Here is a 23,838-nt window from a genome sequence, read left to right as displayed (position 1 = left end):
ATGAGCAAGACGGAACTTTCTTCTGGTCATGTGCGCTCCGGAAAGGTGATGAGTGTCCTGGGACCGATCCCGGTGGAACAGCTCGGCGTCACACTGATGCACGAGCATATCCTCAACGACTGCCGTTGCTGGTGGAATCCGCCGCGAACCCGGGACCGCCAACATCTGGCCGACAGTTTTGTCTGCATGGAAATCCTCGGCGAGTTGCGTCAGGACCCTTTCGTGAACAAGGACAATATTGCGCTGGACGACGAACGTCTGGCGATCACCGAACTGGCGGCGTTTGCACGGCAGGGCGGCAACACTGTCGTCGAGCCAACCTGTCAGGGCATCGGCCGGGACCCGGAAGCGCTCGCCCGCATCTCCAAAGCGACCGGTCTCAACATCGTAATGGGCGCCGGCTTCTATCTGGATGGGTCGCATCCGGCGAGACTGGCGGACATGTCCATCGAACAGATCGCGGACGAGATCGTCACTGAAGCCGTTGACGGTGTGGACGGGACCGGTCTGAAGATTGGGCTTATCGGCGAAATCGGTGTCTCCGCAGCCTTCACCGACGCCGAACGCAAGTCCCTGCGCGGTGCTGCCCGGGCTCATGTTCGCACGGGACTTCCGCTGATGATCCATTTGCCCGGCTGGTATCGCCTCGGCCACGAGGTTCTTGATCTCGTGGCGGAGGAAGGCGCGGACTTCCGCCACACAATATTGTGTCACATGAACCCGTCGTGGGACGATCTGACGTATCAAAGCGAACTCGCCTCCAGGGGAGCTTTCATCGAATACGACATGATCGGAATGGATTTCTTCTATGCCGACCAGCAGGTGCAGTGCCCGAGCGACGATCAGGCCGCGGCCGCGATCGTCAAGCTGGTGGACGAGGGATACCGGGACCGGATCCTGCTCTCCCACGATGTCTTCCTGAAGATGATGCTTACCCACTACGGTGGCAACGGCTACGGCTATGTACAGCGCCATTTCCTGCCGCGCCTGAAGCGGCATGGGCTGGACGACGAAAGCCTGGCCGCCTTCCTGCGCGACAACCCCAGATCGGTTTTCCGGGCTACAGCCTGAACCAACGTAACGTACACTAGATTGGAATAGTAATGACCACCAAAGTCCTTCTCGTTGGCGAAAGCTGGGTCAGCTCCGCCACTCACTACAAGGGGTTCGACCAGTTTGGCAGCGTGACCTTTCACCTGGGTGCCGAACCACTGGTGAAAGCCCTGAAGGGCAGCGAATTCGAACTGACCTACATGACCGCGCACGACGCCGTCGAGCAGTTCCCGTTCGAGATGGAAGGGCTTGATGCCTATGACGCGATCATTCTCTCCGACATCGGCGCAAATTCCCTTTTGCTGCCTCCGCAGGTCTGGCTGCATTCGCAAACGGTGCCCAATCGCCTGAAACTCATCCGCGCCTGGGTCGAAAAGGGTGGAAACCTGCTGATGATCGGCGGCTATTTCTCCTTCCAGGGCATAGACGGCAAGGCCCGCTGGCGGCGCACGCCGGTCGAGGACGTGCTTCCGGTGACATGCCTTCCCTATGACGACCGGATCGAAATCCCGGAAGGATCGGGTGCAGATATTCTCAAGCCGGATCACCCGGTCTTTGCCGGCATCGACGGTGAATGGCCGCCACTATTGGGCATCAATGAGGTTGAAGTGCGCGAGCGCGAGGATGTCGAAGTCGTTGCCAGACTGCCGGAAGATCAGGGTGGTTTTCCGCTGCTGGTACTCGGCAGCTACGGCAAGGGCCGTACCGCAGCCTGGACATCGGATATCGGTCCGCACTGGCTGTCGCCGGCGTTTTGCGAGTGGGAGAACTACGGCAGGCTCTGGAAGAACCTGCTTGGTTGGATGACTGGCAAAAAGTGAAGTGATGCGGAGAGAATTGGATCAATCGGCGAGAATGCCTGCCAGTTCCCTTTCGCTCGGGAAGGCGGAACGCGTTCCGCACCGGCCGACTGTCAAGGCCGACGCGGCCGAGGCATGGCGCAGGGCGCGCTCGTCCAGGTTGCGGCCGCGCAGGACGGAAGATGCGATGGCGACCGCCATGAATGTGTCGCCTGCTCCCGTGGTGTCGAGAACCGTCGCCGGGGAAGCCGGGACGGTCACGAAACCCGTTCTGTCAGCGAGCGTGGCTCCCTCGCCCCCGGCTGTCAGCACCACCTGGCGAACGCCCTCGGCGAGAAGCTTCCGTGCCGCCGCTTCACCTTCGGCACCGGCCAGGCTTCGAGCCTCGCCCTTGTTGAGGAAGGCAAGGTCGATGTCCGGCCAAAGATCAGGGAAGTAGGATCGCAAGGGAGACGGGTTGAAGGCGGTAACCAGGGCTTTCTCACGTGCCTTTTTCAGGATGCCGCGAGTCACGGTTTCGGAGAGGTTGCCCTGCAGGACGACAATATCGCCGGGTTGTGCTTCGCAAAGGGTGGGGAGAACGGCATCAAGCGTAAGGCTTTCCGCCGCTTCGGTGGTCGTAACGATGGCATTTTCGCCATCAGGTGTGGTGAAGACGATGGAGAAATCGGTTGGAACGCCGCTGAGACGGATCAAATCGCTCTCGATGGGTTCCTGGGCGAGCTGGTCCTGGATCATCCTGGCGCGGAACCCGTCGCCAACCGCGGCGATCAGGGTCGTCGCAAGGCCGCAACGGCCGCAGACAACAGACTGATTGGCGCCCTTGCCCCCCAGGTCACGGCTTTGCTCGCGGCCGAGAAGAGATGCCCCGGCTTGCGGGAAGGAAGAGACAGAGATGGTTTCGTCGATGGCGACGTTCCCGATTACGTAAGCACGCATGTGTAGCTTTCGCTCAAAAGGAAAGAAAATGCAGGACGTTTCAAACAAGTCATCCAGCGCAATACGGGAAATATTCGGCACAGACAAGGCATTGATCGGAATGGTGCACTGTCCACCCTTTCCTGGTGCTCCACGCTACTCGGGCACTGCAATGGACGGTATCTACGATGCCTGTATGCGCGATGCGGATGCTCTGATCAAGGGTGGCCTGCACGGACTGATTATCGAAAATCACGGCGATGTACCCTTTTCGAAGCCCGAGGACATCGGTCATGAAACCGCGGCTTTCATGTCCGTGGTGACGGACCGCATCGCACGGGCAACCGGCATTCCTCTGGGCATCAATGTCCTCGCCAATGCGCCGCTGCCGGCCTTCGCCGTGGCTGCGGCCGGGGGAGCCTGTTTCATCCGGGTCAACCAGTGGGCAAATGCCTATGTGGCCAACGAAGGCTTCATGGAAGGCCGTGCGGCGGAGGCGCTGCGCTACCGCTCGCTGTTGCGCTCGGAACATATCAAGGTCTTCGCCGACAGCCACGTGAAGCATGGCGCTCACGCGATCACTGCCGACCGGACAATCGAGGAGCTGACCCGCGATCTCGCCTTCTTTGACGCGGATGTTGTAATCGCCACAGGTCAACGCACCGGAAACTCGGCCACTCCGGAAGAAATCGACCAGATCGGCACCGCCACAAGTCTTCCCGTGGTCGTCGGTTCCGGCGTTGCTCCGCACAACGTTGCCGACATCCTGGAGCGGACCGACGGTGTGATTGTCGCGTCTTCCCTGAAGGAGGAAGGCGTCTGGTGGAAGCCGGTCGACCCTGTCCGGGTGAAAACCTTCATGGATGCCGCTGCCCCTGCGCTGGAGCCCTGAGCGCAATGCAAGAGCTTCTCTCGGACCAGATCCTGCGGGAGAACCGCATGGTTTTCGATACGATGGTGAATCATCGTTTCATCCAGGACATCAAGGCCGATCGATTGGACCGTGTCACATTCGACCGTTACCTCGTTTACGAAGGCGCCTTTGTCGATACCGCGATCGACATCTTCGCCTTTGCGACAGTGAAGGCCGTCACGATGGTGCACAAGCGGAGGCTGATCGCCGTTCTCGATGCGCTGGCAAATCAGCAGATTGCTTTTTTCGCCAGAGCTTTCGAGGAACGCGGCATCGATCCGAATGCCCATGACACCGAACTGCCGCAAATTAATGCATTTCGAGACGGCATGCTGGCTATTGCCCGGGATGGCGGTTTTCTGGACATCGCCGCAGCAATGTTCGCGGCCGAGTGGATGTATTGGACCTGGTCCAAAGCCGCCGCGGAATGCACGATCACTGATCCTTTGTTGAAGGAATGGGTTGAGATGCATGTGGAGCCGGGCTTCGAATCCCAGGCCCGCTGGTTGAAAGACATTCTGGACACGGCGGGCAAGACCCTCGGTCAGGATGACCGAGACCGTCTCAGCGTCATATTTGGCCATGTTCAGGCGCTGGAAATCGCCTTCCATGATGCGCCCTATCTTGAAGAGGCCGTTAAATGAGTTCCCGTCACCAGATAAACGGCAAGCGTCTTCTGCTGCGCCTGGAGGAATTCGCCCGGATCGGGGCAACGGCGAAAGGTGGGGTCAACCGTCAGGCACTGACCGTGCTCGACCGCCATGCCCGCCAGCGCTTGACGGAACTCGCCCTCGCGCGCGGGTTTTCAGTGTTTCAAGACCCTGCTGCCAATCTGTTTGTACGACGTGAAGGACGTCGTGCGGGTCTGCCTCCCCTTTTGATCGGAAGTCACCTCGACAGTCAGCCGACCGGCGGCCGCTTCGACGGGGCTCTGGGTACGCTTGCCGCCTACGAGGTGCTGGAAAGTCTGGAAGACAAAGGCATGGAAACCGAGTGTCCTGTCGAGGTCGTTGCCTGGATGAATGAGGAAGGATGCCGCTTCGCACCAGGATGCATGGGCTCTTCCGCATTTGCGGCAGGTGCTGTTCCCGAGAGCTGGGCCACGATTGTCTCCTCGGACGGTGCGTCCTTGAAAGAGGAACTCGCAGCCACGCTCGAGTCTCTGCCGGAAGCGGTCATGCGGCCACTTGGAATTCCATTAGCCGCCTATCTTGAAGTGCATATCGAGCAAGGACCGTCGCTTGAAAAGGAAGGCATTCCCATCGGGATCGTCACCGGTATCCAGGGGACGCGATGGCTTGAAGTCAAGGTTACCGGCCAGGCCGCCCATGCAGGCACCACGGCGCTCGACTATCGGCGCGATCCCATGCGCGCGCTGAGCGCAGGGCTCGCTGAACTCTACAGGACGGTGATGCCGCAGGACGAAAGGGCCCGGTTCACAGTCGGACAGGTGACGCTTTCCCCCGGGGCGGTAAACGCCATTCCTGAGAGCGCATGCTGCACCGTCGATGTGCGCCATGTGGAAACCGGTCGTCTGGACAATCTTGTAAAGTGCATCCGGGATGTCCTGGACAGACACGCGGAGACAAACGGTTGCGCGGTCGAACTGCGCGAAACCTTCAACATGGCGCCGGCGACTTTCTCACCCGATATGCTTGACGCCCTTTCCACCGCCGCGAAAGCGGCGGAACTTCAATCGAGGAACATGCTCTCCGGCGCCTTTCATGACGCCCTCTTCGTGAACCGTGTTGCCCCGTCGGCAATGATTTTCGTGCCGTGCCGCGACGGTCTCAGCCACAACGAAGCCGAATTTGTGGAGCCGGACTGGTCCATCGCGGGAGGCAACATGCTCTTTTCCGCGGTGATGGAACTCATCACAAGAAGCGTCTGCACCGGGTCAGGTGCGTAGGGGACACGCGTCCCGAGTGAGTCCCTATCCGCTCGGTATCGGCCTTAATCGACGATCTTCATCACCGGATTTTTCATCGGCTCGGGGAGGGTTGCATCGGCAAGGCCGAGGTCGGTCAGATGCGGGCCGGCGTTACAGGCGAGTGTGGCGCCGAAGCAGGCCTTGAAGACCAGGTAGGGTGGCTGCCAGGTGACGATCTCTTCCATGGCTTCCCGGATTTCCTTGAACTCCCCGGCCGTTTCACTCAGCGGAGCATCAGTGATCAGGCCGGAAAGCGGCAGGGCGAGACCGGCGAGGATCTTTCCGTCTTTGGCAACGGCCATTCCGCCCTGGCGGGAAATCACCCAGTTCGCCGCAAGCGCCATGTCCTCCTCGTTGCCGCCGAAGATCGTGACGTTGTGGCTGTCGTGCGAGACCGTGGTGCAGAAGGCACCCCGCCATGTTCCCCAGGACGTGAGGTAGCCGGTCGCCGGGCTGGTATCGCCGCGCCCGTGACGGTGGATGACGCTCATCAGGGTAGCGCCTTGAGGGGGAACGACACGGCCGTTCTCGACCTCCGTGATGGCGGTGTCCCAGCGTGTGAACCGGGGACGATCGATGGTCGCGACCTCAACGCTCCCGCCGCCGGAGCGGATCTTGAAATCCTCCGCAGAGACCTGCGCGCAATGAACGGAGTTCCGTAACAGCGCGGGATCCGTGCCGGCGAGCGGTGCCGTCAGGATGCCGTTTTCGGCGACGGCAATGCCGTTGGCGATAACGTTCACCGCCACAAAGCTCTCAAGATCCTCAAACAGCGCAATATCCGCCCGCCGGCCTGGAGCGATGAGACCGAGATCGGCGCGTCCAAGCCGGTGCGCGGCGTTAAGGGTTGCCGCCTGAATTGCCTTGAGCGGTGACAGGCCGTAGCGGACGAGACGGGCGACGACGTCGTTGAGGCCGCCGGTGGCGTGAAGATCGTCGGGGAAAACATCGTCCGTGCACAGCGTCAGCGTGGACGGCAGGGCAGCGAGCGCGTTGAGGGTCTGCACGAATTCCGGCAGCAAATGATCATGTGAGCCGCGCAGCTCGATGGTCAGTCCGGCCCGGAGCTTGCGCATAAGATCCGCGCCGGAGGTCAGCTCGTGATCGGAGGTAATCCCCGCCGCCATGAAGGCATTGAGATCCGTGCCTTCCAGGCCCCGGGCGTGACCGCAGACAAGCTTGCCGCTTTCAAGGCCCGCCTGCACCACGTCTGTCATGCGCGGGGCACGGTCGATCACGCCTTGCATGTTCATGACTTCGGCGACGCCCGCGATGGCTTCGCGTTCGAGCAGGTCTTGCAGTTCCGCGCGCGCGAAATCCGCCCCCGATCTCTCCAGTCCGGGCGCCGAAGGGACGCAGGACGGGGCAAGCAACAGGATCCGCAAAGGCAGAAGGCGCGAAGCCTCGATGGCCCAGTCCACACCCGCCAAACCATGAACATTCGCCAGTTCGTGCGGGTCCCAGACTATGGTGGTCACTCCGCGGGGCAGCACCGCTTCGGCGTAGCCTGCCGGGGTGACCATGGAGCTTTCCACATGCATGTGGGTGTCGATGAGACCGGGGGAGACGAACAGCCCGGTGGCATCGATGATCCTTGCTGCATCGTCGCGAGCGCCGGTGTCGTGAACGCTGGCGATCATGGTTCCGCACACACCGATATCGGCTTGCCTCAGCTCGCCGGTGACCGCATCGACAAGCGTGCCGCCCGTTATCAGGAGATCGAAAGGTTCAAGACCCTTGGCCGCCTTTACAGCGCGGTCCCGCAGGGGGCGTGCGGCAAGGTCCGCTGGTTCGCTTGCCGTGTCGGTCATGAAAGGGCTGCCTTTTGCAGCGTCTCCAGTGTGAGTGAGAGAACGCGGGGTGCGTCCGCGTGCATTGCCCAGCGGCAGTTCGGGGGGACACCGGGCCGCTGATCCAGCACCGTTCTGCCGCGCGTATGCGTGCCCGCGAGCTCCACCGCGACGAAGCCGGGGGCGAAGGTGAAGGCTTCGGGAATGACTAGGGCCGCTGCCGCACAAGGATCGTAAACGGCCATTTTCTCCCGTCCCCTCTCAAGGGCGATATCCACATAGGCACCGCAGAGATCGGCCAGCACAAGGCCTTTTTCCGTGCCGGATGCCTCCAGCGCGAGAAGATCGTCCGGTCCGATCAGGACCTGACGGCACAATTCCAGATCGACGATGTCCAGGGGGACGCGGCTGTTGACGACGATCTGCACCGCCTCTGGGTCCGCAAAGGCGTTGAACTCGGCGGAAGCGGTCTGGTTGCCACGGCCTGCACCGCCGCCCATCCAGGTGATCTTTGCAATCTTCGTCAGAAGGTCCGGACGGGAGAGGGCCAGAATGGCCAGGTTGGTCAGAGGGCCGAGTGCCAGGATCTCTCCCGGCGCGTCAAGGCTCTCCAGCCAGGTGCACAAAGCGGCCTGCGCGGGCGATTCCGGAACGGGCGGACATTCCGGAAGCCGGGCACCCCGGGTCTTGATACCGGTCGGGCCAAGCACGTGTGCGGGCGTGATCGTCTCGCCGAGGATGGCATTTGCCGCACCTGTATGGATCGGCGTGCGCCAGCCCAGCAGAGAACAGGCTCCGGCCGCATTCTTGCGAACCTGTTCGAGCGGAGCGTTGCCGAAAACCAGTGAAATGCCGGAGATATCCCGGTGGCCGGCGATTATCATCACCGCCAGGATATCGTCGAGACCCATATCCGTATCGATCCAGATCATGGTTTTCTCACTCCATCCGGGTCAGGCGGGCAGCGTGGTCCGGCGCGAGATCGAAGGCGATCCGGTCGCCGATGTCATAGGCATCGTGGGGAACCGGCTGTTCCGCCTTGATCGGGCCGAGGGCACTGTCGAGCAGGTATTCGCGGGCATGGCCGGCAAAGGACGACCCTTTGACGATACCGGAGAATGGACCGGACCCAAGTGCCACCTTCGACGGGCGCCACGCCAGGCCCTTCACGGTGCCGTCGATCGGCGTGCCCGGGCTGAGCAGAACCTCGCCGTCGGCGGTTTTCAGCTTGCCGTTTTCCGTGGTGAAGATGTTCTCGAACCCGACGAAGTCGGCCACGAAGCGGGTCGACGGACGGTCATAGACGTCCTCCGGTGTGCCGAGCTGTTCGATATAGCCGTCCTTCATGACGACAATCCTGTCGGCAAGCGCAAGCGCTTCGCTCTGGTCGTGGGTGACGAAAACCATGGTCACGCCGCTTTCGCGCTGAACCCGCTGCAGCTCGGTGCGCATTTCCAGCCGCAGCCTTGCGTCCAGATTGGAGAGCGGCTCGTCCAGCAAAAGCACCTTCGGATCCATGACGAGTGAGCGTGCGAGGGCGACACGCTGCTGCTGGCCGCCGGACAGCTCCGCCGGTTTGCGGTCCGCCAGATGGGACAGGCCGACTAGGTCCAGCCCGCCATCGACCTTTGTATCGAGTGCCTTGCCGCCCAGTTTCTTGAGGCGCAGGCCAAAGGCGACGTTTTCGAAGACATTCAGGTGCGGGAAGAGCGCATAGGACTGGAACACCAGCCCGACCTGACGCTTGTTCGCGGGCAGATAGGTGATGTCCGCCCCGTCCAGGGTGATGCGGCCGGCGGCCGGGCGCATGAGGCCGGTGATCGCCCGCATCGTTGTGGTCTTGCCGCAGCCGGACGGGCCGAGCAGAGCGATCAGTTCGCCCCTGGTGATGTCGAGGTTCAGTCTGTCTACGGCGACCGACTTGCCGTAGGCCAGCGTGACGTCTTTCAGCGAGAGATAGGTCAGATCAGACATAACGGGAAAATCCGAGAAAACGTTCGGCCAGAAACACGATGGCGATGGACAGGAAGGCCAGCAGCGCGGCGAGCGCGGCCACGGACGGGTCGTAAGTGATTTCCATGTACCAGATCATGTCGATGGGCAGGGTTCTGACGCCGGGGCCGGACAGGAACAGGGAGACCGGAACCTGATTGAAGCTGGTGACGAAACCGAGGATGAAGGCGGCGAGAATGCCGTTGCGGATATTGGGCAACACGACCCGGAAGAAGGCTCCGGCGCGTGACGAGCCGAGGATGACCGCGGCCTCCTCGATGTCGCTGCGCAGGTTTTCAAGAGAGGCTGAGACGACCCGCACCGCATAGGGCAGGATGAGAGCCGTATGCGCGATGAAGAGCGCCAGTCCGATGCCGACGTCCAGCGGGATCACCAGGTAGCGCAGGAGCGCGAGGCCGACGATGATGCCCGGCACGATGATCGGCGCGGAGACGATGGTGCGCAGGGTCTCGCGGAAGGGCAGCTTGTAGCGTGAGGCGGCATAGGCGACCGGAACACCGAGAATGAGCGCTGCCAGCGTGCCGAACACGGCAAGAAACATGGACAGGGCGAAGCTGTTCCGGAAGCTCTCGATCTCGAAGACCTTGAAAACCCATTTCAGGGACAGGCCCTGGGGTGGAAAGGCCAGCGTCTCTCCGGCGGACAGGGCCGCCGCGACGATGATCAGGAACGGACCCAGGAGAAAGGCGAGCACCAGGGTGAGGGTGACATAGGAAAGAAGACGGCCGGTCATCGTCTGTTCCTCGCGGTTGCCAGACGCTTCAGCAGCATGTTCGCCGAGAAGCTCATGACGATCAGGATCATGGCGATGATGCTTGCGGATGCGAAGTCATTGGCGACCGTGACCCGCTGATAGAGGAGGGTTTCCAGCATGAGAACCTTCGAGCCGCCGAGAATTGCGGGGGTGATATAGGCGGTGAGCGAACCGGTGAAGACCAGAGTGCCGCCGATGACGAGGCCTTCCCGTGTCAGCGGCAGGATCACCTTGAAAAAGACCTGCAGCCAGTTGGCGCCGAGCACCCGGGCGGCGGGCACGGCGTCCTTCGGCATGTTCTCCAGGGCGCTGATCAGGGAAAGGATCATCAGGGGCAGGAAGAGTTGCAGCAGTCCGATGAAAACGGCTGTTTCGGTGAAGAGGAACCGGACTGGCGTGTCGGACAATCCCAGGCCGACGATGATCTGGTTGACGAAGCCGGTGCGGCCGAGGATGACGATCCAGGCATAGGTGCGGGCGACCGGCGAAATCATCAGCGGCATGACCACGAGGCCGATCATGCGGCCGCGTGCCGTGGGAGGCAGAGTAACGATGGCATAGGCGGTGGCATAGCCGATCACCGCAGAGACAGCTGTCACCATCGCGCCCAGTTTCAGGGTGCGCCAGAAGACGGTTTGATTGAGCGGTTTGGAGAAGAAGTCGACATAGGCGCTCACGCTCCATGCGCCTTCCATCCGGAAACCTTCCGACAAAAGAATGCCGACGGGGACCAGAAAGACGACTGCCGCGAACACGACCGCCGGCAGAGCGAGGGCGAGTGCTTCCGCACGATTCTGAAACATGAAACCTGCCTTGTATGCGCAGGCAGCGTTGTCACGCTGCCTGCTGACCTTTGGTTATCCGGATACGGACGGAGTTACTGGCCGACCTTGTCGTTCCATTCGGCGAGCCAGGTTTCGCGGTTGTCCAGAATGACAGCCGGCGGCAGAAGGTGAAGGCTCTTCACCGTTTCTTCGCCGTAAGTGAGATTTCCAGCCACTTCGTCGGAAACCTTGACGTCCGCATTGGCCGGGCTGTCGACCAGGGCTTCGGCCAGTTTTGTCTGGATCTCGGTGGACAGCCAGAAGTCCATGAACTGATAGGCGAGGTCCTCGTTCTTGGCGCCCTTGGTCAGGATCATGACATTCATGCCGCCGGTCTGGCCTTCCTTCGGTGTTGCCCAGGCGATGTTCATGTCCATTTTCGGATATGCGCCCCACGCGAACCGGCCGATGGGTGCTGCCAGGATTTCTTCCTGCTGCATGAGCTGCGCGACCTGTGAGGAGCGCACGTAGAAGGTGAGAATATCGTCCTTGTTGGCACCGACTTCCGCGATTGGCGCGGAAAGGGAGGGGGCATCGTCGCCCATGGCCTTGCCGAGCATGTAGAGCGCGGGCGGGCCCTGGTTGGTGGTCACATTGGGAAATGCCACCCGGCCTTTCAGGTCGTCCTGGAATAGATCGGACCAGCTTTCGATTTTCACCTTGTCGGCCCGGTAGGCGATGGACGTGGCGTAAAAGGTGTAGCCGATGCCGAGGTGATCGCCCAGCGGGTCCTTGGCGATGTCGTAGAGCTTGTCGTAGTTTGACAGTTTCGAGACGTCGATGGACTGGGTGATACCCTTGCGTGCTGCGGAAAGGGCATCATGTGTGGACATGACCGCCATGTCGATTTCCGGATCGTCCTTGCGGGCTTCCAGCTTTGCCAGGCGCTCAACGCTGTTGCCGGTCTCCACCACCAGTTCGCAGCCGCAGATCTTCTCAAAGGGATCGTAGACGATTTCCTTGAAGGCATCCTGGGCAAAACCGTAGACGGAAATGACCAGCTCGTCGTCTGCAAGTGCCGGCGCGGTGAAAGCGCAGAGGGCGACGCCCGCGGCGAGAGTTCTTTTAAGCATTGTTCGTTCCTTCTCTGGAGGGGAGGGTGTCAGGATCTGAATTGTTGTTGTTATCCTGCGATGGGATGAGGTTGCCATGCGGCGAGGCGCTGGAACTGCGGACGATGAGTTCCATCGGTACGGCCTGGGGAGGTGCTGTCTCGTCCTCGGGCGGAGTGGTTCTGTCCGGTTCGATCTGCAAAAGAAGATCGGCCACGGCGAGCCGGGCGATCGTTTCCATATTCATGCGTACCGTCGTCAGGGCGGGTGAAATAGAGCGGGCCCAATGCAGATCGTCAAAGCCGGTGACTGTGACATGAGCGGGCACCGAAAGGCCCGAGCGCTGAAGCTCGCTGACGGCGCGAAGGGCGTGAATATCGGAGACGGCGGCGAAAGCCGTGTAGCCCTCACGCACCAGTTCCGCGAGGCCCAGTTCGCATCCCGGTCCCGCATCCGCTTCCAGAGCGTCGATCCACAGGGTGCGGACAGAGCCTTCCCGGCCGAAACCTGTGCGGATGCCACCGATACGGTCTGCCTGAACATTGGAATCCTGGTGAAGACCGATGATTGCAAGGTGGGTGTGCCCGAGATTGCGCAAATGCGCACCGATCAGTCTGCCGCCCTGCCAGTGGTCGGCGGAAACGGTGTTTCCCGGTGTCGATGGCGTGTCGATAACCGCAACGGGACAGTTGATTTCAGCGATCCTGGTACCATGCCGGGGCACAAGGATAATGCCGTCGGCGCCGCGCTCGATAAGCTGGTCGATGGCGGCGGTCTGGGTTTTGACGTCACCGCGGCTGTCGCCGATCAGAACGCCGTAGCCGGCCTTCGTGGCGGCCTGTTCGATCGCCTGGGCGAACTGCGGGAACAGCGGATGACCGATATCGGCCAGCACCAGGCCGAGAACATGGCTGCGCCCGGTGCTCAGGGCTCGCCCCGCAAGGCTGGGAACATAACCCAGTTCCCTGGCTTTTTCCGCGATCTGCCGTGACAACTGCGCGGAGACCCTTCCCTTGCCCGAAAGGGCATTGGACACGGTCGCGCTGGAAACGCCGATGGCTCTGGCAATGTCCGAAAGATTGGGGCGAGGTGCCATCTGTTTTGGATTGCCAGCCGTTGGAACAAGGTTGGTTAAGCGCTTAATCAGATTAAGCAGAATATCCCCCGATGTCGACTCCTTTCGTGACCTGAAAACGCTTCCCGGGACGATTCAACCTGTGGCGGCAGAAAGAGGAAATGGGTCCCGTCGCCAGGGCGCGGCTTCAGCTCTCGCTATTTTCCAGTCAACCGGGCTTGAGCCGATTTCTGCCTTCCAGCGCGATTTGTCAGCCGCTCTCAATGCCCGTGAACGGAAATGTCCCTCAAAAATCTGCCAAGCGGAAAGTTGTGTCCCCGATCACAGTCCGCGAGTCCGGGTGGTGCTAGATGAACGGACATCAGAATCCGGTTTCTTTTTGCGCACGCCCTGCATTTCGAAAAAAGTGTTTTGGCAAGCCCTTTCCCCAGGTGTGGTCATGTCGAGTTTACCCAGAATAAGCATCGCCCGATCCGTCGGCTTCCGGGCCCAGAACAACATCGCGGACGTCCGAACCGTTCAAGAGCGCCTGAACCTTCTGTTGGATCAGTCCCGCACGCCCCTTGTGGAGGACGGCTTCCATGGTCCGCTGACAAAAGGAATGATCGGCGATTTCCAGAGCAAGGTGCTGGGGTTCATGAACCCGGACCAGCGTGTGGATCCGGTCGGACCGACACTATCGGCGCTGAACGATGCGGCGTCCGCGGCAAAATGGAAGGTTGCGCCCGTAACACCAAAACCGGTGCAGCCGAAGGACAATCCGGACAAGCCGACACCGGACAAGCCCGTCAATCCCAAAGGCATGCCCAAAATACCCGTGTTCGGTCCGACCGACGGCAATCAGGGTTTCGACAGCTTTCCAGCGCCGTCGCAGGTACTCGGCCCCTTGCAGGTGAAATTTCCTCCGGAGCGTGACGGCGCCTGGATCATGGTGCCGGAAGGTTGCGAACGGTCGATCCGGATCGGACTCGATCCCGACAGTCCGGTCCGGATCGCAGGCAAGGGCGTCGATGAGGAAGGCTATGCCTGTTCCTTTACAAGGCAACGGCTGCTGCGCGCGGTTGTCAAAGGCCAGTGTCTGGTGATCAAGGGCCTTAAATCCTGCAAGGACTGCAAGCTGGACCTGTTTCAGAACGGCAGGCACCTGCGTGTCTATGTGTCCGTGAAGCCGCGCAGGATCGTGCCGATCTTTTTCTTTCACGTCCAGCACGGGCCAGGACTGAAATCACGCGTCTCGAGCGGTGAGCTGAGGACCGTGTTGAAGATCGCGAACAGCGAAATCCTCATACCCCAGTGCAATGTCGAACTTCGGCTTCTCGGCGACGAATTGCTGTCGCACAAGGACATCGGCCGCCATCTCGGGTTTGTCGTCCGAGAGGACACGTTCAAGGAGAAGAAAGACGAATTCAAGTTCCTCAAACCCTTTGCGAAGGAACGCGCGTTTCCGCAGCCTTCAGAGGCACTCCATGTCAAGACCGTGAACGTCTTCATCGTACGGGAAATTGTCAGTGCCCAGAAAAAGGGCGAACGTCCGATGAAGGTGAACGGCCTGATGGATTACGACAGCGGAATGTGCCTGCTCGATGACCGGTCCTATGGCAAGACGACCCACATCAATTCGATTGCACGCACGCTTTGCCACGAAATAGGCCATCTTCTGATACAGCAGCTCTACACTCACAAGGCTGACATTATTCAACCTCACGCACATAATCCCTACGACGATGCGTTGATGTATTCCGGAGGTCTCGGGAACAAGTTGTACCGTGTCGAGGTGGAAGCCATGAACCCGACGTCCTTCCAGCCGCCGTCCTGGTATTCCTAGCCTCGAAATTCGCTGGGCAGGCGATCGGATCTGCAGGGGCGGTGATCGGTCCGCTAGAGGCGCAGAGACGGTCGCAGACCGGCACGAGCACCTCTAACAAGCGAGTCGCGTTCAAGCGGCATGCCTTCAGGGCTACGCCCGGGGCAGCGTTTGCATTGAAAATGCGTTCGGGTGATTTTCTGCAATCAGTTTTATGGAAAACGCTCCCAAGATCGGGTGCCGCCCTCAGCTCTCCCGGGCGATCTGCCAGCCGGCCCAGGATTGGCTGACAGGCATGATCTCCAGGGAGTTGATGTTGAGGTGGGCAGGCTGGGTGGCGATCCAGTAGACCGTGTTGGCAATGTCTTCTGGCTGGATCGCATTCGCGCCGCCATAAAGGGCGTCATAGCTTTGCCTGTCGCCCCCGGTGCGCACCAGCGTGAACTCGCTTTCGCACAGTCCCGGTTCGATCGAGGTCACCCGCACGCCCTTGCCGTGAAGGTCCGAGCGCATGCCGAGCGAGAACTGACGCAGGAAGGCTTTGGTGCCCGCATAGACATTGCCGCCCGGGTAGGGCCAGTTGGCTGCAATGGAGGAGATGTTGACGATCATGCCCCGGCGCTCGATGAGTTTCGGAAGCAGCAGGTCGGTGATGGTGACAAGGCCGGTGATGTTGGTATCGATCATGGTCTTCCAGTCGGACAGCTTCGTGTCCGGCGCCGACGCGGTGCCAAGGGCAAGACCGGCGTTGTTCACCAGAACGTCGATGTCCTGAAAGTGTTCGGGCAGACCGGTGAGAGCGTCTCTCGTTGCCGCTTCGTCCATGATGTCGAAGACGGCGGCACAGAAGGCGCTTCCGAGCTCTTCGCCCAGCTTCTCCAGGCGGTCTGCGCGCCGGCCGGTGCCCACGACCTTCCAGCCGCTTGCCACGAACAGCCGGGCCATTGCCTGGCCGAAACCCGATGTCGTTCCGGTGATGAGAATTGTGCCGGTCATGGTCAGGCCTTTCCAGAGTTTGAGGTCAGCAATCGATTTGACCGGACCATACGAACCCGGCGCGCCGGCACAATGGCAAAACAGACGGCAAACGCCTCTGGCCCTTACGAATGAGAGCGCTGGCTCTAAGCAAGCGCCAGGTCTGGTCCTAGGAGTGGACCAACCGTTTCGATCTTGAGGACCCGTGCCGTGACCCAGATGCCGATCAACATGGACCATCACTGGATGCCGTTCACCAACAACCGGCTGTTCCGCGAGGAACCCCAGATGTTCGAGAAGGCGCAGGGCGTGCGCTACTGGACGCCGGAGGGCCGGGAAGTGCTGGACGGTTCCTCGGGTCTGTTCACCTGTGCGGCGGGTCACGGCCGCAAGGAGATCGCCGAGGCTGTCTACAAACAGCTTCAGGATCTGGACTATACGCCGCATTTTCAGCGCGCCGCGCCTATTTCCTTCAAGTTGGCGGAAGCCCTGAGCGACATTCTGCCGGAAGGGCTGGACCGGGTCTTTTTCGGTTCCTCGGGCTCCGAGGCGGTGGATAGTGCCATCAAGATCTGCCTTGCCTATCACAAGGCCAAGGGAGCCCCACAGCGCACCCGTTTCGTTTCGCGTTCGTGGGCCTATCACGGCGTGAATCTCGGCGGCACGTCGCTGGCGGGCATGGTCGGCAACAGGCGGGACTTTTCCGGGGTGACCTGCGACGTGGTTCACATGCGCCACACCTGGAACGAGGACCAGCGGTTCACACGGGGCCAGCCGGAAGACGGGGCCCATCTGGCGGATGACCTGGAAGAGATCTGCAAGACCTACGGCGGCGAGACGATCGCGGCTGTCTTCGTTGAACCGATCGCCGGCTCCATCGGCACCATCGTTCCACCCGTCGGCTATCTTCGGCGCCTGCGGGAGATTGCCGACAGACACGGTATCCTTCTGGTGTTCGACGAGGTGATCACAGGATTTGGCCGCACGGGCGCCGCCTTTGCCGCCCAGGAATTCGGGGTGACGCCGGATGTCATGACAATGGCGAAAGCCCTGACAAACGGCGCCATTCCCATGAGTGCTGTCGCCGTGAAGACGGAGATCCAGAAGGCCGTGATCGAGTCCATATCCGCCGACAGGCCGGAACTGATGCATGGCTATACCTATTCCGCCCATCCGGTCGCCTGCGCCGCCGCGCTGGCAACCCTCGGCATCTACAAGAGCGAAGGCCTGTTTGACCGGGCCGCCAGCCTGTCGGGGACCTTCCTTGACAGTGTCTTTAGCCTGCGCAACCTTCCCCACGTCGCCGATCTGCGCGGCTATGGCATGATGTCCGGCATCCAGTTGACGCCGGGTGCGTCGCCCGGAGCGAAGGGATCGATCGTGCAGCGGCGGCTGTTCGATGAGGGCCTGCACGTCAAGGCAACCGGTGATGCCTTGATTTTCGCGCCCGCCCTGACAACGCCGGAAGAGGATCTGTCGAAGATGGTCGACATGCTCCAGACGGTTCTGGGCAGGGCCGAGCTTTAGGCTCCAGGCCTTGCAACAACGCAGGCTTTACCGTCTGACAAGGTTCCGGATCTCCGCTTTGCTGTGTCCGGAACAGCGCTGCGGGATGTCCGGTTATCGGTTCACGCGCTCTTCGCAAGAAGTTGGCCAAGCAGACGGATTCCGGGTTCCATCTTTTCTTCGGCAATGGCACCGAAGCCGAGGCGGATGCGGTTGCGGGGTTTTTGCGGCGACAGATAATGGATGTCGCCCGCTTCGATCAGGAGACCGTGCCGGGCTGCTTCCTCCTGCAACTCCATGGCTGCGATCCTTTCGGGAATTCGGATCCAGACGCCGGACCCGCCGGTGGTCACGGTTGCCTCGCAGGCGGGAAGGTGGGTCTCGATCAGCTTGAAGATCTTCTTCCACTTCTGCGACAGGATTTTCCTCTGGCGGCGGATGTGCGAGTCGTAATGCCCTTCTGACAGGAAGATCGCCATCGCCCGCTGATCGAGGGCGGAAGGATGCCGGTACATGAGGCGGCGCAAGGCCCGCAGTTCCCTGACGATGCGCCTGTCCGCCGCGATGAAGCCGAGGCGCAGACCCGGAAAAAGCGCCTTCGAGAGGCTGGCGACATGGATGACCCGGCCTGTCCGGTCGAAGCTGCGCAGGGAAGGCTTCTGCGCGCCGACAAAATTCAGTTCATGCTCATAGTCGTCTTCCAGAATGATGAAATCGTTGGTTTCCGCCTGGGCCAGCAACTTCAGACGCCGTTCCATGGACATGGTGACATTGGTGGGCGATTGATGTCCCGGCGTGACATAGACCAGCCGGGTGCCTTCCAGTTCATCGCCGACGCGCATGCCGTTGGAGTCCACCGGGTGATGCCTGATCTCCGCGCCGAGCGCCTGGAAAATGTTGCGCGCATCCACATAGCCCGGTTCCTCGATGTCGACACGGACACCGGGCCGGCAGAACAGATGGGCGGCCATGAACAGGGCGTTCTGCGCCCCGACAGTGATCAGAATCTCTTCCGGATCCGCGCGAAAGCCCCGCTGGGGCAGCATGCGCCGGATGATCTGGTCGACCAGCATCGGATCGTCCCGGTCGACCAGGTCACCGATCCAGGTTGGCGCGTGCTGGGCGGTTCCTGCCAGACGGACACAGTCCCGCCAGCGTGAAACGGACGTCTTGTCGGGCGAAAGCTGGCCGAAGATGAAGGGATACTCGAAAGTCTGCCAATCGGCCGGTTTGTGAATGTTCGCCTGGTCCGAATAGCGGCAGACCAGAAGCGCGCCGGGGTCGAAGGGCTGCTTTGACCGGGGAAAGATCTCCTTGGAATGATCGTCAACGCGGATATTGAGCTGCTCGCGGATGTGGCGCTCGTTAATGAAATATCCTCGCCGGCTGACCGATTTCAGGTACCCGTCCTCCACCAGCCGCTCGTAGACGATGGCGACGGTGTTGCGGGAAACGTTGATCTGCCTTGAAAAGACGCGCGTTGCCGGCAAGGGCTCGTGCAGAGGCCAGACACCGTCGAGAATCGCCTCGATCAGCCGCTCCTGGATCTGGTGCTGCAGGCGCCGGCCCGGATCAAACGGTGCGTCGAAATAAGTCGTAAGCATTTGAATTTCCGCAATGGCGAAAAGGACACTGCCGGTGCCCATCTGATGTCGCGATGACAGTTTTGGCCGTAAATCCGCGCGGTGCAAGCCGTCTTGCATGCCCTGGCACCATAGTTTTCAGCTTCTGGCTCTAATGGCGGATGTTGCACCGCAATAGTCTTCCGGTCAACGCGGTGCAGGATCGTCCCGGCAGTAAAGTTTCGGGCAAAAAAAGATCCGGCCTGTATCGCGCCAGAGCGATGAACAGTTTGGCGAGACCAACAGACAGGGGATGTCATAATGAATTTCAAAAAGGGTGCACGCACCACGCGACGCGATTTTCTGAAGAGCGCGGCCGCGGTCGGCGCAGGGCTGTCCATGCCCGCGATCGTCAGTTCCAGCGTGCTGGCCTCATCCGGCGAGATCAACATCATGATGTGGTCGGACTATCTGCCGGAAAGCTTCGTCAGCGGCTTCACGGACAAGACCGGGATCAAGATCAATTTCACCGGCATCGGGTCCAACGAGGAAATCATCAACAAGCTGAAAGCCACCAGCGGCGAAGGTTTCGACATCGTCTCCCCGACCGTGAACCGCAACCTTCTCTGGGCAGAACTGGGCCTGCTGCAGCCATTCGACATGTCCAAGGTTGACCTCGACAAGGTCAATCCTTCCATGGCGCTGGGCGAGACCCACTGGAATTTCGACGGCAAGGGCGTTTTCTGGCTGCCGCATATCTGGGGCACGGAAGGCATCGCATGGCGGACGGACGCATTTGTGCCGGGGGGCGAATTCCCGAGCTACTACGATGTCTGGGACGAGGCCAATGCCGGCAAGACCATGGGCCGCGGTCACTCCATGCTGCTCGGTCTCGGCCTTGGCCTGGAAGGCCGCGGCGAGATGGATGCCGGTTCCATGTGGGCAGCCTATGAGAGCCCGGAGAAAATGGATGAGGTCTGGACCAAACTTGTCGAGGCCGCCATCGCCAAGAAGCCTAACATCAAGCTGATCTGGAACGATGCCGACACCCAGAAGAACGGCCTCCTGAATGAAGGCGTCATTGTCGGCCAGACCTGGGACGGCCCACCACTGGCGCTCAAGACGGCGGGCGAGCCGGTCATGTACCGGGCACCGAAAGAGGGTGCGATGGCCTGGGTCGACGGTCTTGCGATGCCGACGGGCGCCAAGAACATCGATCAGATCTACGCCTTCATCGAGGCAGCCTATGACGCCAAGCTGGCCGGCGAGGCGATCAAGACCCATGGCTACAATTCGCCTGTCGTCGGTGCTGCTGAATTCGGCGGGGAAGTCTATGCCAAGAACTTCGCCGATGCCTATTCGGGAGACGCTCTGGACAACCTGAACGCTTGGCCTGCCGAGGCCCCCTGGTACTCGGAAAAGCGGACCGAATACACCAACAAGTTCCTGTCCGCCTAACACTTGCGAAAGCAGCTCTGGTGGATGCCGGGCGGAAATCCGTCCGGCATCCACCAGGCCTTTCCCCAGTCCGTTCAGCCTTTTTTCGAGAGCGTCATGGCTACAAAAGACATTGTACTGGATCACGTTTCCATACGCTTCGGGGCCTATACGGCAGTCGACAACGCCCATCTCGTGATCAAGGGTGGAGAATTCTTCTCGTTTCTGGGGCCGTCCGGATGCGGCAAGACAACGTTGCTGCGCTGCATTTCAGGCTTCAGCGATCCAACCGAGGGCAGGGTCCTGATCGGTGGCCAGGACATGAAGGGCATCGGGCCCAACAAACGCCCGACCGCACTGATTTTCCAGAACCTTGCGCTGTTCCCGCTGATGAGCGTTTCCGACAATATCGCCTTCCCGCTCGAGGTGCGCGGTGTTGGCAGGAAGGACCGTCGTAAACGCGCCGACGAGCTCCTGGAGATGATTGCTTTGCCCGGGGTGGGCGACAAGAAGGTTCACGAACTGTCGGGTGGCCAGCGGCAACGCGTGGCCATTGCCCGGGCGCTGGCGGTGGAGCCGGATATTCTGCTGCTCGACGAACCGCTGTCGGCCCTCGATCTGAAGCTGCGCCATCACATGCGCACCGAGTTGCGCACGATCCAGCAGCAGGTCGGCTTGACTTTCATCTACATCACCCATGACCAGGGCGAAGCCCTGACCATGTCCGACCGGGTCGCGGTGATGAATGCCGGTGTCATTGAACAGGTCGATCCGCCGGAATCGATCTACAACCGCCCGAAGACGTCCTTTGTGGCTTCCTTCGTCGGCGAGAGCAACGCGATCGAAGGCAAGGTCGCCTCCCAGGCGGAAACGCTGGTGTCGATTGAAACGCCGCTCGGCCGTCTGCAGGGGCAGGCGGCCGGGGGGCGCCAATACAAGGCGGGAGACGACTGCATCCTGTTCATCCGTCCGGAACAACTGAGCATTGGCGACGGCCTTCCCAACGCTGTGACCGCCAACTGGGTCAAGGAAGAATTCGAGGGCAATTCGCGGCAGCTGTTTCTTGAGGCGAACGGGGTTCCGCTTCGCCTGTCCCGGGTCAATCTCGGCGGGACCGCGGACACGCGGTCAGGAGCGGTCGTACCGGTCGGGTTCGCACCCGATCAGGCTATCGTATTGCCCCATGGCGTTCTGGCGGGGGCTTAGGAATGCAGGCTCTTCAGACCGCCTTCAAGCAAATCGCCGGAAAGCACGGTCTCGGCGCCGCCACCTTTGTCGGCGTCGCGGTCCTGATCTGGGTGATCTTCCTGATCGCACTGCCGCAAATAGCGATGCTCGACTATTCGTTCCGCTTCAACCTGCCCGCTTCTGACGTCGGCGGCCCGCAGGATGTCTACACGCTCGACAATTACGCCTATTTCTTCCAGGGCAATGACGGCACGGTGAACACGCTCGATATCGGGATCCTGGTCAGGACGTTGATCGCGGCGGTGTTCGTGACCTGCATCGACATTCTGCTGTGCTACCCGATCGCGTTCATTCTGGCCCATTCGGCCACCGGCGTTGCCGCCCGGATGATGGTCATCGGCCTGATCGTGCCCTTCTGGGTCAATGAAATCCTGCGCGCCTTTGCCTTTCGCGTGTTGTTTGGCGCGACCGGTCTGATCAATGGCGTCGGCATGTCGATAGGATTGTGGGACCAGCCGGTCGACTTCATCCGGGCGGATGTGGCGCTCTATTCCGGACTGACCTACGCCTACATTCTGCTGATGGTGTTTCCGATTTTCAACGCCGTTGAAGCGCTGGACCGGAACCAGATCGAGGCGGCTCGGGACATGGGCGCGAGCTGGTGGCGGGTTCATTGGCGGGTGGTGCTGCCGGTCGCCAAGTCGGGCATCGCCTCCGGTGCGACCATGGTGTTCATGCTGACGGCGGGCGCGCTGGCCGCCCCGCAGATCCTCGGCGGGCCGTCCAGTCTCTGGTTCACCCAGCTCATCTACCAGTGGTTCAACGAGAGCGCCAACTGGCAGCGCGGTTCGGCCTATGCAGTCATCCTGCTTATCGTCTGCATCTCCTTCGTGATGATGTTGATGCGGGTCTTCAAGGTGTCTATCGGGGAGATCGGCCGATGAACCGGGGCACGGGCGGCGGTGCCGTCGCGGCGGGATTTTCCCTGCTTTTCTTCTCCTTCCTGTTCGGTCCGCTGATCATCATGGTGATCACGGCGTTCAATTCCTCGTCCTTTCCGAGGATCACCCCGTGGGAGTGTTTCACCACGGAATGGTTCGCCGTTCTCTTTGCCAACGACAGGCTGATGAGCGGTCTGCTGAACAGCCTGGTGATTGCCGTCAGCGTCGTCGCCATCGCGGTGCCGATCGGCCTTGCCGGGGCATTGGCTCTTTCGGAGCTCAGCTCCCGGCTGCGGGCGGTGCTCTATACGGTGCTGATCACGCCGATCCTGATCCCGGGTGTGGTTCTGGGAATCTCGACCATCGTCTTCTGGGGGGCGCTGGGCCGCGGCGTCGGAGCGGAATACGGCTCGTTTTTCTTCGATGGCATGTTCCTGACCCTGGCCGGTCAGGTGACCTTCATATCCGCCTATGCCATGCTGGTGTTCCTGGCGCGGTTGCAAAGGTTCGATCCTATCCTGACCGAGGCCGCGCTCGATCTGGGTGCGACGCCCGGTCAGGCCTTTCGCAAGATTCTCCTGCCCTTCCTCGGGCCGGCTATCGGGTCGGCAACCTTCCTGACCTTCCTGGCATCCTTTGAAAACTACAACACGACCGTCTTCACGATCCTGTCCGGCAACACCTTCACGACGGCGCTGGCCTCCAAGGTTCGGCACGGTACCGACCCCTCGCTGTCGGCACTCGCAGTGATCATCATCGGTGTCACCCTGATCGGTGCGATCGTTCATGAAGCACACACGCGCCGCAAGGAAGTGCTGCGCACAGGCATCGCCAGACGGTCGCGGATCTACGGCAATCCGGTTCTGAAGACGCTGGTCCATCCGCTGACGGTTTTCCTGATCCTCGCCGGTATCGCGGGTCTTGCCACCTGGCAGGGCACACGGCACGACGCTTCGGTCTGCAAGCAACAGGTTCTCGACGACAAGCGTGCGCGTCAGCAGGAGCTGCTGGAAGAGCAGCGCCGGAAAATGCAGGAGCAGCAGAAGACCACCGCGCCGGTGTCCGCGCCAGCTGGTGCGGCCGGTAAGGCCAATCCGTCGCCTTTCGGCGGGGCGTTCAGCCCCAATGGCCTGACGCCGGGACGGGAAGAGCCGGCACCCGCAGACGCACCGGCCAAGGCCAACCCTTCACCTTTCGGCGGAGCGTTCAACCCGAACGGTCTTAAGCCTTCGCAATAGTTTACAGTGATGGTGCGGTGGTCGTATCGGCCTGAATTCGGCTGTGTGGGAAAAGAACGGCAAGC

The 23,838-nt window shown here is 61.0% G+C and carries 21 protein-coding genes; 11 read left to right on the top strand and 10 right to left on the bottom strand.

The features are described 5' to 3' along the window. Positions 1-1,071 (top strand): phosphotriesterase, encoded by a 1,071-nt coding sequence (locus OA90_RS00850; RefSeq protein ID WP_068405673.1) that lies wholly within the window; start codon positions 1-3, stop codon positions 1,069-1,071. A gap of 32 nt (positions 1,072-1,103) precedes the next feature. Continuing rightward, on the top strand, positions 1,104-1,874 hold the full coding sequence (locus OA90_RS00845) for a glutamine amidotransferase (protein WP_068405670.1): 771 nt from the start codon (positions 1,104-1,106) through the stop codon (positions 1,872-1,874). 21 nt (positions 1,875-1,895) lie between these two features. On the opposite strand, the gene OA90_RS00840 is transcribed toward OA90_RS00845, so the two are convergent. Next, entirely contained in the window at positions 1,896-2,792 is an 897-nt protein-coding gene (locus tag OA90_RS00840; RefSeq protein ID WP_068405667.1) for a ribokinase, read from the bottom strand. A 28-nt stretch (positions 2,793-2,820) separates the two neighbouring features. Between OA90_RS00840 and OA90_RS00835 the strand changes: the two genes are divergently transcribed. The 3 genes from OA90_RS00835 to OA90_RS00825 are packed head-to-tail and all read left to right on the top strand — an operon-like array spanning position 2,821 to position 5,593. Beyond that, positions 2,821-3,663 carry a BtpA/SgcQ family protein gene (locus OA90_RS00835; RefSeq protein ID WP_068405663.1) on the top strand — a complete coding sequence of 281 codons (843 nt, stop codon included), beginning with the start codon at positions 2,821-2,823 and terminating at the stop codon, positions 3,661-3,663. Between the two features lie 5 nt (positions 3,664-3,668). Beyond that, complete coding sequence (locus OA90_RS00830) at positions 3,669-4,328, top strand: TenA family protein (RefSeq protein WP_068405660.1); 660 nt, start codon at positions 3,669-3,671, stop codon at positions 4,326-4,328. Beyond that, positions 4,325-5,593: a Zn-dependent hydrolase gene (locus tag OA90_RS00825; protein ID WP_068405657.1), complete on the top strand. Its 1,269-nt coding sequence runs from the start codon at positions 4,325-4,327 to the stop codon at positions 5,591-5,593. Before OA90_RS00830 ends, OA90_RS00825 begins: the two co-directional genes overlap by 4 nt. Positions 5,594-5,637: 44 nt before the next feature. On the opposite strand, the gene OA90_RS00820 is transcribed toward OA90_RS00825, so the two are convergent. The 7 genes from OA90_RS00820 to OA90_RS00790 all read right to left on the bottom strand — a co-directional run bounded on the left by OA90_RS00820 (position 5,638) and on the right by OA90_RS00790 (position 13,143). Then, the gene (locus tag OA90_RS00820; protein ID WP_068405653.1) at positions 5,638-7,425 is read right to left on the bottom strand and encodes an adenine deaminase C-terminal domain-containing protein; all 1,788 of its coding nucleotides are present in this window, start codon (positions 7,423-7,425) and stop codon (positions 5,638-5,640) included. After that, on the bottom strand, positions 7,422-8,336 hold the full coding sequence (locus tag OA90_RS00815; RefSeq protein WP_068405650.1) for a nucleoside hydrolase: 915 nt from the start codon (positions 8,334-8,336) through the stop codon (positions 7,422-7,424). The genes OA90_RS00820 and OA90_RS00815 overlap by 4 nt, the downstream gene beginning before the upstream one ends. A 7-nt stretch (positions 8,337-8,343) precedes the next feature. After that, complete coding sequence (locus OA90_RS00810; RefSeq protein ID WP_068405647.1) at positions 8,344-9,378, bottom strand: ABC transporter ATP-binding protein; 1,035 nt, start codon at positions 9,376-9,378, stop codon at positions 8,344-8,346. Next, positions 9,371-10,150 carry an ABC transporter permease gene (locus OA90_RS00805; RefSeq protein ID WP_068405645.1) on the bottom strand — a complete coding sequence of 260 codons (780 nt, stop codon included), beginning with the start codon at positions 10,148-10,150 and terminating at the stop codon, positions 9,371-9,373. Before OA90_RS00805 ends, OA90_RS00810 begins: the two co-directional genes overlap by 8 nt. Next, positions 10,147-10,974, bottom strand: coding sequence for an ABC transporter permease (locus tag OA90_RS00800; RefSeq protein WP_068405642.1), 828 nt, complete (start codon positions 10,972-10,974; stop codon positions 10,147-10,149). Before OA90_RS00800 ends, OA90_RS00805 begins: the two co-directional genes overlap by 4 nt. Positions 10,975-11,048: 74 nt before the next feature. Further along, positions 11,049-12,068, bottom strand: a complete 1,020-nt coding sequence (locus OA90_RS00795) for an ABC transporter substrate-binding protein (RefSeq protein ID WP_068405638.1) — start codon at positions 12,066-12,068, stop codon at positions 11,049-11,051. Continuing rightward, positions 12,061-13,143, bottom strand: coding sequence for a LacI family DNA-binding transcriptional regulator (locus OA90_RS00790; RefSeq protein WP_068405635.1), 1,083 nt, complete (start codon positions 13,141-13,143; stop codon positions 12,061-12,063). Before OA90_RS00790 ends, OA90_RS00795 begins: the two co-directional genes overlap by 8 nt. 418 nt (positions 13,144-13,561) lie before the next feature. Here OA90_RS00790 and OA90_RS00785 point away from each other — a divergent pair, with 418 nt between their 5' ends. Further along, entirely contained in the window at positions 13,562-14,947 is a 1,386-nt protein-coding gene (locus tag OA90_RS00785) for a hypothetical protein (RefSeq protein ID WP_156510342.1), read from the top strand. 225 nt (positions 14,948-15,172) lie between these two features. Here OA90_RS00785 and OA90_RS00780 read toward each other — a convergent pair whose 3' ends face one another. Then, on the bottom strand, positions 15,173-15,922 hold the full coding sequence (locus OA90_RS00780; protein ID WP_068405630.1) for an SDR family NAD(P)-dependent oxidoreductase: 750 nt from the start codon (positions 15,920-15,922) through the stop codon (positions 15,173-15,175). Positions 15,923-16,120: 198 nt separating this feature from the next. Here OA90_RS00780 and OA90_RS00775 point away from each other — a divergent pair, with 198 nt between their 5' ends. Continuing rightward, positions 16,121-17,428 carry an aminotransferase class III-fold pyridoxal phosphate-dependent enzyme gene (locus OA90_RS00775; protein WP_068405627.1) on the top strand — a complete coding sequence of 436 codons (1,308 nt, stop codon included), beginning with the start codon at positions 16,121-16,123 and terminating at the stop codon, positions 17,426-17,428. 101 nt (positions 17,429-17,529) lie between these two features. On the opposite strand, the gene OA90_RS00770 is transcribed toward OA90_RS00775, so the two are convergent. After that, positions 17,530-19,011, bottom strand: a complete 1,482-nt coding sequence (locus OA90_RS00770; RefSeq protein WP_068406554.1) for a PLP-dependent aminotransferase family protein — start codon at positions 19,009-19,011, stop codon at positions 17,530-17,532. Between the two features lie 279 nt (positions 19,012-19,290). Here OA90_RS00770 and OA90_RS00765 point away from each other — a divergent pair, with 279 nt between their 5' ends. From OA90_RS00765 to OA90_RS00750, 4 genes are all read left to right on the top strand, one after another. Then, positions 19,291-20,427, top strand: a complete 1,137-nt coding sequence (locus OA90_RS00765) for a substrate-binding domain-containing protein (RefSeq protein WP_068405623.1) — start codon at positions 19,291-19,293, stop codon at positions 20,425-20,427. A 96-nt stretch (positions 20,428-20,523) separates the two neighbouring features. After that, entirely contained in the window at positions 20,524-21,612 is a 1,089-nt protein-coding gene (locus tag OA90_RS00760) for an ABC transporter ATP-binding protein (RefSeq protein ID WP_068406552.1), read from the top strand. A gap of 2 nt (positions 21,613-21,614) precedes the next feature. After that, positions 21,615-22,538: an ABC transporter permease gene (locus OA90_RS00755; RefSeq protein ID WP_068405620.1), complete on the top strand. Its 924-nt coding sequence runs from the start codon at positions 21,615-21,617 to the stop codon at positions 22,536-22,538. Further along, positions 22,535-23,773: an ABC transporter permease gene (locus tag OA90_RS00750; RefSeq protein WP_068405617.1), complete on the top strand. Its 1,239-nt coding sequence runs from the start codon at positions 22,535-22,537 to the stop codon at positions 23,771-23,773. The genes OA90_RS00755 and OA90_RS00750 overlap by 4 nt, the downstream gene beginning before the upstream one ends. Positions 23,774-23,838: the final 65 nt, after the last annotated feature.

Origin of the sequence: Labrenzia sp. OB1 (assembly GCF_001624695.1) — a bacterium.
In the GTDB taxonomy this organism is placed as follows: domain Bacteria; phylum Pseudomonadota; class Alphaproteobacteria; order Rhizobiales; family Stappiaceae; genus Roseibium.
The sequence above is the reverse complement of the archived record's forward strand: the minus strand, read 5'-3'. Positions and strand labels throughout refer to the sequence as shown.